The 14,549-nt window shown below is 66.9% G+C and carries 10 protein-coding genes; 8 read left to right on the top strand and 2 right to left on the bottom strand.

Annotation, left to right across the window (positions count from 1 at the left end):
- Window positions 1-5: 5 nt before the first annotated feature.
- Window positions 6-920, top strand: a complete 915-nt coding sequence (locus A5732_RS22875) for an ROK family protein (RefSeq protein ID WP_076103384.1) — start codon at window positions 6-8, stop codon at window positions 918-920.
- Here A5732_RS22875 and A5732_RS22870 read toward each other — a convergent pair.
- Window positions 913-1,242, bottom strand: a complete 330-nt coding sequence (locus tag A5732_RS22870; protein ID WP_064883957.1) for a winged helix-turn-helix transcriptional regulator — start codon at window positions 1,240-1,242, stop codon at window positions 913-915. The two genes, A5732_RS22875 and A5732_RS22870, sit on opposite strands and share 8 nt — an antisense overlap.
- 66 nt (window positions 1,243-1,308) lie before the next feature.
- Here A5732_RS22870 and A5732_RS22865 point away from each other — a divergent pair, with 66 nt between their 5' ends.
- From A5732_RS22865 to rplL, 3 genes are all read left to right on the top strand, one after another.
- Entirely contained in the window at window positions 1,309-1,749 is a 441-nt protein-coding gene (locus tag A5732_RS22865) for a DUF1772 domain-containing protein (protein WP_076103383.1), read from the top strand.
- A gap of 250 nt (window positions 1,750-1,999) precedes the next feature.
- Window positions 2,000-2,632: a 50S ribosomal protein L10 gene (gene rplJ, locus A5732_RS22860; protein WP_065051726.1), complete on the top strand. Its 633-nt coding sequence runs from the start codon at window positions 2,000-2,002 to the stop codon at window positions 2,630-2,632.
- A 43-nt stretch (window positions 2,633-2,675) separates the two neighbouring features.
- Window positions 2,676-3,071 (top strand): 50S ribosomal protein L7/L12, encoded by a 396-nt coding sequence (gene rplL / locus A5732_RS22855; RefSeq protein ID WP_007767831.1) that lies wholly within the window; start codon window positions 2,676-2,678, stop codon window positions 3,069-3,071.
- A 50-nt stretch (window positions 3,072-3,121) separates the two neighbouring features.
- Here the strand turns inward: rplL and A5732_RS22850 are convergent, their stop codons facing one another.
- Entirely contained in the window at window positions 3,122-3,805 is a 684-nt protein-coding gene (locus A5732_RS22850) for a TetR/AcrR family transcriptional regulator (RefSeq protein ID WP_076103400.1), read from the bottom strand.
- A gap of 71 nt (window positions 3,806-3,876) precedes the next feature.
- Between A5732_RS22850 and A5732_RS22845 the strand changes: the two genes are divergently transcribed.
- The 4 genes from A5732_RS22845 to A5732_RS22825 all read left to right on the top strand — a co-directional run bounded on the left by A5732_RS22845 (window position 3,877) and on the right by A5732_RS22825 (window position 14,493).
- On the top strand, window positions 3,877-5,379 hold the full coding sequence (locus A5732_RS22845) for a carotenoid oxygenase family protein (protein WP_076103382.1): 1,503 nt from the start codon (window positions 3,877-3,879) through the stop codon (window positions 5,377-5,379).
- Window positions 5,380-5,561: 182 nt separating this feature from the next.
- Window positions 5,562-6,572, top strand: a complete 1,011-nt coding sequence (locus tag A5732_RS22840) for an ABC transporter ATP-binding protein (protein ID WP_064883892.1) — start codon at window positions 5,562-5,564, stop codon at window positions 6,570-6,572.
- Between the two features lie 393 nt (window positions 6,573-6,965).
- Window positions 6,966-10,472 carry a DNA-directed RNA polymerase subunit beta gene (rpoB, locus tag A5732_RS22830; protein ID WP_139334598.1) on the top strand — a complete coding sequence of 1,169 codons (3,507 nt, stop codon included), beginning with the start codon at window positions 6,966-6,968 and terminating at the stop codon, window positions 10,470-10,472.
- A 70-nt stretch (window positions 10,473-10,542) separates the two neighbouring features.
- Entirely contained in the window at window positions 10,543-14,493 is a 3,951-nt protein-coding gene (locus tag A5732_RS22825) for a DNA-directed RNA polymerase subunit beta' (protein WP_076103381.1), read from the top strand.
- The last annotated feature ends 56 nt before the right edge of the window (window positions 14,494-14,549 follow it).

Genomic DNA, 14,549 nt, shown 5'->3' with positions numbered 1-14,549 from the left:
GCGCCGTGCTCACCCTCTGCCTGGACATCGGCGGCACCAAAATCGCTGCCGCGCTGGCGGATTCGGGCGGAACACTGGTGTACACCGCCATCCGGCCCACCCCGACCACGCCCGCCGCCGCCGACGTGTGGGCCGTCGTCGAAGCGATGATCGCCGACGCGCTGCGGGCGGCGGACGACCCGGTCGGCGCCGTCGGGATCGCCTCGGCCGGACCCATCGATCTGCGCAGCGGATCCGTCAGCCCGATCAACATCGACAGCTGGGACCGTTTCCCGTTGCGCGACAAGGTCGCCGCGGCGGTGCCGGGACTACCGGTGGTGCTGGCCGGTGACGGCGTCTGTATGGCCCTGGCTGAGCACTGGGTCGGAGCGGGGAAAGACGCGGACGCCCAATTCATGCTGGGCATGGTGGTCTCCACCGGGGTGGGCGGCGGACTGGTGCTCGACGGCGTCCCCTACTCGGGGCGCACCGGCAACGCCGGTCACGTCGGGCACGTGGTGGTCGAACTGGACGGGCGGCCCTGCGCCTGCGGCGGTCACGGCTGCGTGGAGACCGTCGCGTCCGGGCCGTGGATGGTGCGCCGGGCGCGGGAGAGCGGCTGGTCCGCGCCGCCCGAGGCCGGCGCCAGCGAGCTGGCCGCCGCGGCGGCGGCCGGAGACCCGTTGGCCCAGCAGGCATTCCAGCACGGCGCGAACGGGCTCGCCGCGATGATCGCCTCGGTCGGCGCGGTGTGCGATCTGGGTCTCGTGGTGATCGGCGGAGGTGTCGCCAAATCCGGGCCGCTGCTCTTCGACCCGCTGCGGGCCAAGCTCGCCGAATACGCCGGCCTGGACTTCCTGTCCGGGCTGCGGGTGGTGCCGGGCCAGCTCGGCGGCGCGGCCGGCCTGATCGGCGCGGCCCGGCTCGCGGGGCTCAGCTGACCCGCTGCATGTGCTTTCGGCCCCAGTCGCACAGGCTCGCCAGCACCGGGCCCAGCGTCATGCCGTATTCGGAAATCGAATAGTGCACGCACGGCGGCACCGTGCGCGCGTCGTGGCGCTCGATGATCCCGGCGTCGACGAGTTCGTGCAGGTGCCGGATCAGCATGCGTTCGGTGATGCCGGGGATGCTGCGGCGCAGTTCGGCGGTGCGCATCGGGCCGTCGCACAGTCGCCACAGGATGGTGCCCTTCCAGCGGCCGTCGATGACCGACAGCGCGGCGTCGATCGGGCAGTCGCTGAGTTCCTTCTTGGATACGGACACGGGCACCTCGCTGACTAATTTGTCAGTACCTTGATATTTGTCAGCATAACCGCAAGGGTCGTTGCCATGAACAACAGCATCGACGCGCTCGCGGTCGTGGTCACCGGACTGATGGTCGGGGTGGAGCTGGCGGTCGCGGTCTTCTTCCACCCGCTCATCGCCCGGCTGCCCGACGACGGCTTCCGCGCGGCTCGCGGCGGCGCCGCCCGGGCCCTGGGCACGACGATGCCGTTCTGGTACGCCGTCACCCTGCTGCTGGTGGCCTCGCTCGCCATCCAGGAGCGCGGCGAGCAGCGCGACTGGCTCCTCGGAATCGCCGCGGGGCTGATGGCCGCGGTGATCCTGCTGACGCTCGCCCTGCTGGTGCCGATCAACAACCGCATCGCGAAGTGGCCGAGCACCGGTGGGCTATCCCGCGAGCTCGCCGCGCGCTGGGATCGACGGCACCGGGTGCGGGTGGTCCTGCTTCTGGCTGTCTTCGTGCTGCTGGTCGTCGCCGTCACCTGAGGCCGCCGCCGTTTTGGCTGATCGCGCGGGCCACGCTATTCTGTTAGCCGATCCACCGAAGACCGTCGGTCACCGAGCAATCGGTTGAAGGTCCGGGAGCATCCCGGCGGCCCACGCAGGAGGACGAGGCATAGCGCCGGCTCGCGCCGGCGTATTTCCACGCCCCGGCCGCTTCTGCGCCGGGGCGTTCGTCGTTCTTCGGGGGAATCGAGACGACACGTCGCATTGACTTTCACTTCAGGAGGTAGGCATGGCCAGGGCTGACAAGGCCACCGCCGTTGCAGACATCGCCGAGCAGTTCAAGGAATCGACCGCCACCCTGATCACGGAGTACCGCGGTCTGACCGTGGCCAACCTGGCCGAGCTGCGGCGCTCGCTCAACGGGGCGGCCACCTACTCGGTGGCCAAGAACACGCTGGTCAGGCGTGCGGCTTCGGAGGCCGGGGTCGAGGGGCTCGACGAGCTCTTCGTCGGCCCGACGGCCATCGCATTCGTCACCGGGGAAGCGGTCGACGCCGCCAAGGCCATCAAGACCTTCGCCAAGGAACACAAGGCGCTGGTCATCAAGGGCGGCTACATGGACGGCCGTGCGCTCACGGTCGCCGAAGTCGAGCGCATCGCCGACCTCGAGTCGCGCGAGGTGCTGCTGGCCAAGCTGGCCGGCGCGATGAAGGGCAACCTCGCCAAGGCGGCGGGGCTGTTCAACGCTCCCGCTTCGCAGGTCGCCCGGCTCGCGGCCGCCCTGCAGGAGAAGAAGGCCGCCGAAGGCCCCGCCGCTGCTGCGGAACCCGCAGCCGCTGCGGAGCCCGCCGCGGACGCCACCGGCGAACCCGCTTCGGAAGCACCCGCTGAGGCGCCGGAAACCCCGGCCGAAGCCGAATAAGAACCAACCCGGAACCTAGAAAAACAAGGAAGGACCCACACCCATGGCAAAGATGTCTACCGACGACCTGCTCGACGCTTTCAAGGAAATGACCCTGCTGGAGCTCTCCGACTTCGTCAAGAAGTTCGAGGAGACCTTCGAGGTCACCGCGGCCGCCCCGGTCGCCGTTGCCGCCGCCGGTGGTGGCGCCGCCGGTGGTGCGCCCGCCGAGGCCGCCGAGGAGCAGTCGGAGTTCGACGTCATCCTCGAAGCCGCCGGTGACAAGAAGATCGGCGTCATCAAGGTGGTCCGCGAGATCGTCTCCGGCCTGGGCCTCAAGGAGGCCAAGGACCTGGTCGACGGCGCGCCCAAGCCGCTGCTGGAGAAGGTGGCCAAGGAGGCCGCCGACGAGGCCAAGACCAAGCTCGAGGCCGCCGGCGCCACCGTCACCGTCAAGTAAGTCGCAAGCGCGCAAACCCCCGGGATCACCATCCCGGGGGTTTCGTGCGTTCAGTGCCGGGCCGACTGCAGCGACTGCGCCACCCGCTCGGGTGAATCCCCAAGGGCGACAAGCAAGTTCGTAGTCATCGCGCCAAGCACCGGTGCGACCGCCGAGTCGTCGTCGCCGTAATAGCCGGCTAGCTCCAGCATGACGAACCCGTGGATCAACGCCCAGAACTGGGCCGCGGTGGCCACCACGGCCGCGTCGTCGACACCGTCTTTCGAAGCGCCCGCGGCTTCGATCCGGCCGGCCAGCATGCACCGGTGCACCCCGCGCACCACGTGCGCGAAGCTGGGGTAGCGCCGCTCGATCTCGGCGACCGTCAGCGTCAGGACGTTGTGGGCGGGCGCGTTGATGCCGTGTGCGCTGGTGCTGCCGAACATCAGCCGGTACATGTGCGGGCGCCTGATGGCGTAGCGGCGGTAGGCCGCACCGGTGACGAACAAATCGGTGACCGGGTCGGCGGTCCGCGGCACCGACAGCGCGGCGTCGAACTGCCGCAGCCCCTCTTCGGCCACCGCCGCGATCAGCCCGCGCATGCCGCCAAAGTGCGTGTACACCGCCATCGTGGAGGTCCCCGCGGCGCCGGCCACCTTGCGCGTCTGCAGGGCGTCGGGCCCGTGCTCGTCGAGCAGGCCGACCGCGGCGTGCAGCATCTCGTCGCGAACGCTGCGCTGAACCTCTGAAGTCATCGTTGCCATCTTCTCATCGACGGCGTACCGTGCCAATAACGCTGGAATAACAATGTTATAGGAGCTCAGCGATCGTGACCACGGCAACGGCCAGACCCGGCAACCCCTACCTCGAGGACTTCCTGGCGCCGGTGAGCGCAGAGGTCACCGCACACGATCTGCGCGTCACCGGACGCATCCCCGAACACCTCGACGGCCGCTACCTGCGCAACGGGCCGAACCCGGTCGCCGAGGTGGACCCCGCCGTCTACCACTGGTTCAGCGGCGACGGCATGGTGCACGGGGTGGCGCTGCGCGACGGGCAGGCCCGCTGGTACCGCAACCGCTGGGTGCGCACCGCGCACGTGTGCAGGGCATTGAATGAGGCGGGGCCGCAGGGGCTGAACCCGCGCGCCGGGATGCTCTCCGTCGGCCCGAACACCAATGTGCTGAGCCATGCCGGGCAAACGCTGGCGCTAGTCGAGGGGGGCGGGGCGAATTACCGGCTGACCGACGAACTGGACACCGAGGGGCCGTGCGATTTCGACGGCACCCTGTTCGGCGGCTACACCGCCCATCCGCACCGCGATCCCCGCACCGGCGAATTGCACGCGGTGTCCTACGCGTTCACCCGCGGGCGGACCGTGCAGTACTCGGTGATCGATACCGCCGGGCGTGCGCGTCGCACCGTCGACATCCAGGTCGGCGGGTCGCCGATGATGCACGACTTCTCGCTGACCGACAAATACGTGGTGATCTACGACCTGCCGGTGACGTTCGATCCCGTGCAGGTGATGCCGGCGAACGTGCCGCGTTGGTTGGGTTTGCCGGCCCGGCTGGTGATGCAGTCGTTGATCGGACGCGTCCGGGTCCCCGGTCCGGTGACCGCGATGATCAACCGCAATCGCGAGCCGATCAATCGGATGCCCTACCGCTGGAATCCCGACTACCAGGCGCGCATCGGGGTCATGCCGCGCGAGGGCGGCAATAAAGACATCCGCTGGTTCGACATCGAACCCTGCTACGTCTACCACCCGCTCAACGCCTACTCCGAGACGCGCGGTGGCGCTGAGGTTTTGGTGCTCGACGTGGTCCGCTACTCGCGGATGTTCGTCCGCGACCTGCGCGGTCCCGGCGACAGCCGGCCGACACTGGACCGCTGGACCGTCAACCTCGCGACCGGGGCGGTGACCAGCGAACGCCACGACGATCGCCCGCAGGAGTTTCCGCGCATCAACGAGGGCCTGCTGGGCGGGCGGCACCGATTCGGCTACACCATCGGCACCGACGGCGGCTACCTGTCGAACGGGGCGTCCGAGATGTCCACCGCGCTCTACAAGCACGACTATGCGACCGGATCGAGTGCGGCCGCCGACCTCGATGCGGGCCTTTTACTCGGCGAGATGTCCTTTGTGCCCAACCCGGCCGCCCGCGCCGAAGACGACGGCATCCTGATGGGCTTCGGCTATCACCGCGACCGCGATGAGGGCCAATTGCTCTTGCTGGACGCGCAGACGCTCGAGCGGGTGGCAACGGTCCACCTGCCGCAGCGGGTGCCGATGGGCTTCCACGGGAACTGGGCGCCCGCTGGCTAACGTTCGGCTAACACGTGCGTCAAATAAGTTGTGCCGTGCGGGCTTCCGGCTGATCTCAGGACCGTCAATATTTTCCCGCTGGCGCCCGCATCCCTGATGCCGTGTGGCAGGCGTGCGCTACAGTGACTCATGCCACATAAAAGGGCAGGTGGCGGGCAAAAGTTTCGACGGAAGGATTTCCCATGGGCGTCGCTATCGAGGTGAATGGACTTACCAAGTCCTTCGGCTCCTCGAGGATTTGGGAAGACGTGACGCTGGAAATCCCCGCCGGGGAGGTCAGCGTCCTGCTGGGGCCGTCGGGTACCGGCAAATCTGTTTTCCTGAAATCCTTGATCGGCTTGTTGCGGCCCGAGCGTGGGTCGGTGGTCATCGACGGCACCGACATCCTGCAGTGCTCGGCCAAGGAGCTCTACGAGATCCGCACGCTGTTCGGCGTGATGTTCCAGGATGGTGCCCTGTTCGGTTCGATGAACTTGTTCGACAACGCGGCGTTCCCGCTGCGCGAGCACACCAAGAAGAAGGAAGGCGAGATCCGTGACATCGTCATGGAGAAGCTGACCCTGGTCGGTCTCGGTGGCGACGAGAAGAAGTTCCCCGGCGAGATCTCCGGCGGTATGCGCAAGCGCGCCAGCCTGGCCCGTGCCCTGGTGATGGACCCGCAGATCATCCTCTGCGACGAGCCCGACTCCGGTCTGGACCCGGTCCGTACCGCGTACCTGAGCCAGTTGATCCTCGACATCAACGCCCAGATCGACGCCACGGTGCTGATCGTTACCCACAACATCAACATCGCCCGCACCGTGCCGGACAACATGGGCATGCTGTTCCGCCGCAAGCTGGTCATGTTCGGCCCGCGCGAGGTGCTGCTGACCAGCGAGGAGCCGGTGGTGCGGCAGTTCCTCAACGGCCGCCGGATCGGGCCGATCGGCATGTCCGAGGAAAAGGACGAGGCGACCATGGCCGAAGAGCAGGCCATGATCGATGCGGGTCACCACGCCGGTGGCGTCGAGGAGATCGAGGGGGTGCCGCCCCAGATCGTCGCGACGCCCGGGATGCCCGAGCGCAAGGCGGTCGCCCGGCGCCAGGCCCGGGTGCGCGAGATCCTGCACACCCTGCCCAAGAACGCTCAGGCCGCCATCCTCGACGACCTGGAGGGCACGCATAAGTTCCGCGCGCACGAGTTCGGCGACTAGGGCGCGATGCCCGGCGTGTTTCGCGATAACTCCGCGTAACACGACGGCCCGCCCTCTTGACGGCGGGCCGTAAACGGGCCAGTCTGTTGGGCAGCATGTATCCAGCGGAGAGTCGAAACGCCAGCCAGCGCCGATGTCCCTGGACTGCTGATGTTGGGAAGTTGAGGAATGCGCCGTCCTGCGCTATTGTTGGACGTTGCGCTGGCTACCTCCTGCCCACCTCACCCGCCACCTGACACCGTGGTCTAAGCCTGAGCCCCCTCAAGCGGCTTAGTTCTAGTTGCGCGTGAGATCCGGACAGATCGTTCGCCGGCCGAACCGACACAATTCGCGGCGAGCTGGCCCGGTGGTCCCGGTCTTCGTGAGTCGCACGAGGTGCTGGAAGGATGCATCTTGGCAGATTTCCGCCAGAGCAAGACGGATCGCCCACAAAGTTCCTCTAACGGAAGTTCCTCAAACGGCTCCGTGCCTGGAGCGCCCAACCGAGTTTCCTTCGCCAAGCTCCGCGAACCGCTCGAGGTTCCCGGTCTGCTTGACGTGCAGATCGACTCCTTCGAGTGGTTGATCGGCGCGCCGCGCTGGCGTGAGGCCGCCGCCGCCCGCGGGGACGTGACTCCGGTGGGTGGCCTGGAAGAGGTGCTCTACGAGCTCTCGCCGATCGAGGACTTTTCCGGGTCGATGTCGCTGTCGTTCTCCGACCCGCGTTTCGACGAGGTCAAGGCGCCGGTCGACGAGTGCAAAGACAAGGACATGACGTACGCGGCACCGCTGTTCGTCACGGCCGAGTTCATCAACAACAACACCGGTGAGATCAAGAGCCAGACGGTCTTCATGGGTGACTTCCCGATGATGACCGAAAAGGGCACGTTCATCATCAACGGGACCGAGCGTGTGGTGGTCAGCCAGCTGGTCCGCTCGCCGGGCGTGTACTTCGACGAGACCATCGACAAGTCGACCGAGAAGCTGCTGCACAGCGTCAAGGTGATCCCGAGCCGCGGCGCGTGGCTGGAGTTCGACGTCGACAAGCGCGACACCGTCGGCGTCCGTATCGACCGCAAGCGCCGCCAGCCGGTCACCGTGTTGCTCAAGGCGCTGGGCTGGACGAACGAGCAGATCACCGAGCGGTTCGGTTTCTCCGAGATCATGATGTCGACGCTGGAGAAGGACAACACCGCCGGCACCGACGAGGCGCTGCTGGACATCTACCGCAAGCTGCGTCCGGGCGAGCCGCCGACCAAGGAGTCCGCGCAGACCCTGCTGGAGAACCTGTTCTTCAAGGAGAAGCGCTACGACCTGGCCCGCGTCGGCCGCTACAAGGTCAACAAGAAGCTCGGCCTGCACGCGGGCGAGCCGATCACGTCGTCGACCCTGACCGAGGAAGACGTCGTCGCCACCATCGAGTACCTGGTGCGCCTGCACGAGGGCCAGGCCACGATGACCGTCCCCGGCGGCACCGAGGTGCCGGTGGAGACCGACGACATCGACCACTTCGGCAACCGCCGGCTGCGCACCGTGGGCGAGCTGATCCAGAACCAGATCCGGGTCGGCATGTCGCGCATGGAGCGCGTGGTCCGGGAGCGGATGACCACGCAGGACGTCGAGGCCATCACGCCGCAGACCCTGATCAACATCCGGCCGGTCGTCGCCGCGATCAAGGAGTTCTTCGGCACCAGCCAGCTGTCGCAGTTCATGGACCAGAACAACCCGCTGTCCGGGCTGACCCACAAGCGCCGCCTGTCGGCGCTGGGCCCCGGCGGTCTGTCCCGTGAGCGCGCCGGCCTGGAGGTCCGCGACGTCCACCCGTCGCACTACGGCCGCATGTGCCCGATCGAGACCCCGGAGGGTCCGAACATCGGTCTGATCGGCTCGCTGTCGGTGTACGCCCGGGTCAACCCGTTCGGCTTCATCGAGACGCCGTACCGCAAGGTCGTCGACGGTGTGGTCTCCGACGAGATCCACTACCTGACCGCCGACGAGGAGGACCGCCACGTCGTGGCGCAGGCCAACTCGCCGATCGACGACAAGGGCCGGTTCGAGGAGACCCGCGTCCTGGTCCGCCGGAAGGCCGGCGAGGTCGAGTACGTGCCCTCGTCCGAGGTGGACTACATGGACGTGTCGCCGCGCCAGATGGTGTCGGTGGCCACGGCCATGATCCCGTTCCTCGAGCACGACGACGCCAACCGGGCCCTGATGGGCGCCAACATGCAGCGCCAGGCGGTTCCGCTGGTGCGCAGCGAGGCGCCGCTGGTGGGCACCGGCATGGAGCTGCGCGCGGCGATCGACGCCGGCGACGTGGTGGTGGCCGACAAGGCCGGGGTGATCGAGGAGGTCTCCGCCGACTACATCACCGTGATGGCCGACGACGGCACCCGGCACACCTACCGGATGCGCAAGTTCGAGCGGTCCAACCACGGCACCTGCGCCAACCAGTCGCCGATCGTCGACGCGGGGGAGCGGGTGGAGGCCGGCCAGGTCATCGCCGACGGTCCCTGCACCGAGAACGGTGAGATGGCGCTGGGCAAGAACCTGCTCGTGGCGATCATGCCGTGGGAAGGCCACAACTACGAGGACGCGATCATCCTCTCCAACCGGCTGGTTGAGGAGGATGTGCTCACCTCGATCCACATCGAGGAGCACGAGATCGACGCCCGCGACACCAAGCTGGGCGCCGAGGAGATCACCCGGGACATCCCGAACGTCTCCGACGAGGTGCTGGCCGACCTGGACGAGCGCGGCATCGTGCGCATCGGTGCCGAGGTCCGCGACGGCGACATCCTGGTCGGCAAGGTCACCCCGAAGGGTGAGACCGAGCTGACCCCGGAGGAGCGGCTGCTGCGCGCGATCTTCGGCGAGAAGGCCCGCGAGGTTCGCGACACCTCCCTGAAGGTGCCGCACGGCGAGTCCGGCAAGGTCATCGGCATCCGGGTGTTCTCCCGCGAGGACGACGACGAGCTGCCTGCCGGTGTCAACGAGCTGGTGCGCGTGTACGTGGCCCAGAAGCGCAAGATCTCCGACGGCGACAAGCTCGCCGGACGCCACGGCAACAAGGGCGTCATCGGCAAGATCCTGCCGCAGGAGGACATGCCGTTCCTGCCGGACGGCACCCCGGTGGACATCATCCTGAACACGCACGGTGTGCCGCGACGGATGAACATCGGTCAGATCCTGGAGACCCACCTCGGGTGGGTGGCCAAGTCCGGCTGGAACATCGACGGTTCGCCCGAGTGGGCGGTCAACCTGCCCGAGCAGCTGCGGCACGCGCAGCCGGACCAGATCGTGTCCACGCCGGTGTTCGATGGTGCCAAGGAGGAGGAGCTGCAGGGCATGCTGTCCTGCACGCTGCCCAACCGCGACGGTGAGGTCATGGTCGACGGCGACGGCAAGGCGGTGCTGTTCGACGGCCGCAGCGGTGAGCCGTTCCCGTACCCGGTGACCGTCGGCTACATGTACATCATGAAGCTGCACCACCTGGTGGACGACAAGATCCACGCCCGCTCCACCGGTCCGTACTCGATGATCACGCAGCAGCCGCTGGGTGGTAAGGCGCAGTTCGGTGGTCAGCGCTTCGGTGAGATGGAGTGCTGGGCCATGCAGGCCTACGGCGCGGCGTACACGCTGCAGGAGCTGTTGACCATCAAGTCCGACGACACCGTCGGCCGGGTCAAGGTGTACGAGGCGATCGTCAAGGGCGAGAACATCCCGGAGCCGGGCATTCCCGAGTCCTTCAAGGTGTTGCTCAAGGAACTGCAGTCGCTCTGCCTCAACGTCGAGGTGCTCTCCTCGGACGGTGCGGCGATCGAACTGCGCGAAGGCGAGGACGAGGACCTCGAGCGGGCGGCAGCGAACCTGGGAATCAACCTGTCCCGCAACGAATCTGCGTCTGTTGAGGACCTGGCTTAGCGACGCGCCCGACGTGGCAATAGCCAGCCTCTTTATTGGTAACTAAACCCGCAAGGGGAAAGGGAGTTACGTGCTCGACGTCAACTTCTTCGATGAACTCCGTATCGGCCTGGCCACCGCGGAGGACATCAGGCAATGGTCTTACGGCGAGGTCAAGAAGCCGGAGACGATCAACTACCGCACGCTGAAGCCGGAGAAGGACGGCCTGTTCTGCGAGAAGATCTTTGGACCGACTCGCGACTGGGAGTGCTACTGCGGCAAGTACAAGCGTGTCCGGTTCAAGGGCATCATCTGTGAGCGCTGTGGCGTCGAGGTGACCCGCGCCAAGGTGCGTCGCGAGCGGATGGGCCACATCGAGCTGGCCGCGCCCGTCACGCACATCTGGTACTTCAAGGGTGTGCCGTCGCGGCTGGGCTACCTGCTCGACCTGGCGCCGAAGGATCTCGAGAAGATCATCTACTTCGCCGCCTACGTCATCACCTCGGTCGACGACGAGATGCGCCACAACGAGCTCTCGACGCTCGAGGCCGAAATGATGGTGGAGCGCAAGGCCATTGAGGACCAGCGCGACGCCGACCTGGAGGCCCGCGCCCAGAAGCTCGAGGCCGACCTGGCCGAGCTGGAGGCCGAGGGTGCCAAGGCCGACGCGCGCCGCAAGGTCCGCGACGGTGGTGAGCGCGAGATGCGTCAGCTGCGCGACCGGGCCCAGCGCGAGCTGGACCGGCTCGAGGAGATCTGGACGACCTTCACCAAGCTGGCGCCCAAGCAGCTGATCGTCGACGAGAACCTCTACCGCGAGCTGATCGACCGCTTCGGTGAGTACTTCACCGGCGCCATGGGTGCCGAGTCGATCCAGAAGCTGATCGAGAACTTCGACATCGACGCCGAGGCCGAGTCGCTGCGTGACGTCATCAAGAACGGCAAGGGGCAGAAGAAGCTTCGCGCCCTCAAGCGGCTCAAGGTGGTCGCCGCGTTCCAGCAGTCGGGTAACTCCCCGATGGGCATGGTGCTCGACGCCGTCCCGGTGATCCCGCCGGAACTGCGCCCGATGGTGCAGCTCGACGGTGGCCGGTTCGCCACGTCGGACCTGAACGACCTGTACCGCCGCGTGATCAACCGGAACAACCGCCTCAAGAGGCTGATCGACCTCGGCGCGCCCGAGATCATCGTCAACAACGAGAAGCGGATGCTGCAGGAGTCCGTGGACGCGCTGTTCGACAACGGCCGCCGCGGCCGCCCGGTCACCGGGCCGGGTAACCGCCCGCTGAAGTCGCTGAGCGATCTGCTCAAGGGTAAGCAGGGCCGGTTCCGCCAGAACCTGCTCGGTAAGCGTGTCGACTACTCGGGCCGTTCGGTCATCGTGGTCGGTCCGCAGCTCAAGCTGCACCAGTGCGGTCTGCCCAAGCTGATGGCGCTGGAGCTGTTCAAGCCGTTCGTGATGAAGCGCCTGGTCGACCTCAACCACGCGCAGAACATCAAGAGCGCCAAGCGGATGGTGGAGCGTCAGCGTCCCCAGGTGTGGGATGTCCTCGAAGAGGTCATCGCCGAGCACCCGGTGCTGCTGAACCGCGCACCGACCCTGCACCGGCTGGGTATCCAGGCCTTCGAGCCAATGCTGGTGGAAGGCAAGGCGATCCAGCTGCACCCGCTGGTATGTGAGGCGTTCAACGCCGACTTCGACGGTGACCAGATGGCGGTGCATCTGCCGCTGAGCGCCGAGGCGCAGGCCGAGGCCCGGATCCTGATGCTGTCGAGCAACAACATCCTGTCGCCCGCGTCGGGCCGCCCGTTGGCCATGCCGCGTCTGGACATGGTGACCGGTCTGTACTTCCTGACCACCGAGGTCGACGGCGACAAGGGCGAATTCAAGGCGGCCGCCAAGGACGAGCCCGAGGTCGGGGTGTACTCCTCGCCGGCCGAGGCGATCATGGCGTCCGACCGTGGTGTGCTGTCGGTGCGGGCCAAGATCAAGGTGCGGCTGACCCAGTTGCGTCCGCCGACCGAGATCGAGGCGGAGCTGTTCGGCGCCAACGGCTGGCAGCCGGGCGACGCCTGGATGGCCGAGACCACCTTGGGCCGTGTGCTTTTCAACGAACTGCTGCCGGTGGGCTACCCGTTCGTGAACAAGCAGATGCACAAGAAGGTGCAGGCGTCGATCATCAACGATCTGGCCGAGCGCTACCCGATGATCGTGGTCGCGCAGACCGTGGACAAGCTGAAGGACGCCGGTTTCTACTGGGCGACCCGCAGTGGAGTCACGGTCTCGATGGCCGACGTGCTCGTCCCGCCGCGCAAGAAGGAGATCCTCGACCAGTACGAGGAGCGGGCCGAGAAGGTCGAAAAGCAGTTCCAGCGTGGTGCTTTGAACCACGACGAGCGCAACGAGGCGCTGGTGGAGATCTGGAAGGAAGCCACCGACGAGGTCGGTCAGGCGCTGCGTGAGCACTACCCGGCCGACAACCCGATCATCACGATCGTGGACTCGGGCGCCACGGGTAACTTCACCCAGACGCGAACGCTGGCCGGCATGAAGGGTCTGGTGACCAACCCGAAGGGTGAGTTCATCCCGCGTCCGGTCAAGTCCTCGTTCCGTGAGGGCCTGACCGTGCTGGAGTACTTCATCAACACGCACGGCGCTCGAAAGGGCTTGGCGGACACCGCGTTGCGTACCGCCGACTCGGGTTATCTGACCCGTCGTCTGGTGGACGTCAGCCAGGACGTCATCGTCCGCGAGCACGACTGCGAGACCGAGCGGGGCATCATCGTCGAGCTGGCCGAGCGCCAGGCGGACGGCACCGTGATCCGTGACCCGTACATCGAAACCTCGGCGTACGCACGGACTCTGGGCGCCGACGCGGTCGACGAGGCCGGCAACGTCGTCGTTCCGCGCGGTGAGGACCTGGGCGACCCCGAGATCGAGGCCCTGCTGGCCGCGGGCATCACGTCGGTCAAGGTGCGCTCGGTGCTGACGTGCACCACCGGTACCGGGGTCTGCGCGACCTGTTACGGGCGGTCGATGGCGACCGGAAAGCTGGTCGACATCGGCGAGGCCGTCGGTATCGTCGCCGCGCAGTCCATCGGTGAGCCCGGTACCCAGCTGACCATGCGTACCTTCCACCAGGGTGGTGTCGGTGAGGACATCACCGGCGGTCTGCCCCGGGTTCAGGAACTGTTCGAGGCCCGCATCCCGCGCGGTAAGGCGCCGATCGCCGACGTCACCGGACGGGTTCAGCTCGAGGATGGTGAGCGCTTCTACAAGATCACCATCGTTCCCGACGACGGCAGCGAAGAGGTCGTGTACGACAAGCTCTCCAAGCGGCAGCGGCTGCGTGTGTTCAAGCACGAGGACGGTTCCGAGCGGGTGCTGTCCGACGGCGACCACGTCGAGGTGGGTCAGCAGCTGATGGAAGGCTCGGCCGACCCGCACGAGGTGCTGCGCGTGCAGGGCCCCCGCGAGGTGCAGATCCACCTGGTCCGCGAGGTCCAGGAGGTCTACCGCGCACAGGGTGTGTCGATCCACGACAAGCACATCGAGGTGATCGTCCGCCAGATGCTGCGCCGCGTCACCATCATCGACTCGGGCTCGACGGAGTTCCTGCCCGGCTCGCTGATCGACCGTGCGGAGTTCGAGGCGGAGAACCGCCGGGTGGTGGCCGAGGGTGGCGAGCCCGCCGCCGGGCGTCCGGTGCTGATGGGTATCACGAAGGCGTCGCTGGCCACCGACTCGTGGCTGAGTGCGGCGTCGTTCCAGGAGACCACGCGAGTGCTGACCGATGCGGCGATCAACTGCCGCAGCGACAAGCTCAACGGTCTGAAGGAGAACGTGATCATCGGAAAGCTGATCCCGGCCGGTACCGGTATCAACCGGTACCGCAACATCCAGGTGCAGCCGACGGAGGAAGCCCGCGCTGCGGCGTACACGATCCCGTCCTACGAGGATCAGTACTACAGCCCGGACTTCGGCCAGGCCACCGGTGCCGCGGTGCCGCTGGACGACTACGGCTACAGCGACTACCGCTAGTCAACAACGAAAAAGCCCCGGTTTCGCCCGGGGCTTTTTCGTCGCCCCTGCGCCGT

Origin of the sequence: Mycobacterium colombiense, assembly GCF_001953985.1 — a bacterium.
In the GTDB taxonomy this organism is placed as follows: Bacteria; Actinomycetota; Actinomycetes; order Mycobacteriales; family Mycobacteriaceae; genus Mycobacterium; species Mycobacterium colombiense_B.
The sequence above is the reverse complement of the archived record's forward strand: the minus strand, read 5'-3'. Positions and strand labels throughout refer to the sequence as shown.

Coding starts and splice junctions, on each gene's coding strand:
- A5732_RS22865 (WP_076103383.1), top strand. CDS start 1,309: ATGAACAACAGCATCGACGCGCTCGCGGTCGTGGTCACCGGACTGATG.
- rplJ (WP_065051726.1), top strand. CDS start 2,000: ATGGCCAGGGCTGACAAGGCCACCGCCGTTGCAGACATCGCCGAGCAG.
- rplL (WP_007767831.1), top strand. CDS start 2,676: ATGGCAAAGATGTCTACCGACGACCTGCTCGACGCTTTCAAGGAAATG.
- A5732_RS22850 (WP_076103400.1), bottom strand. CDS start 3,805: ATGACTTCAGAGGTTCAGCGCAGCGTTCGCGACGAGATGCTGCACGCC.
- A5732_RS22840 (WP_064883892.1), top strand. CDS start 5,562: ATGGGCGTCGCTATCGAGGTGAATGGACTTACCAAGTCCTTCGGCTCC.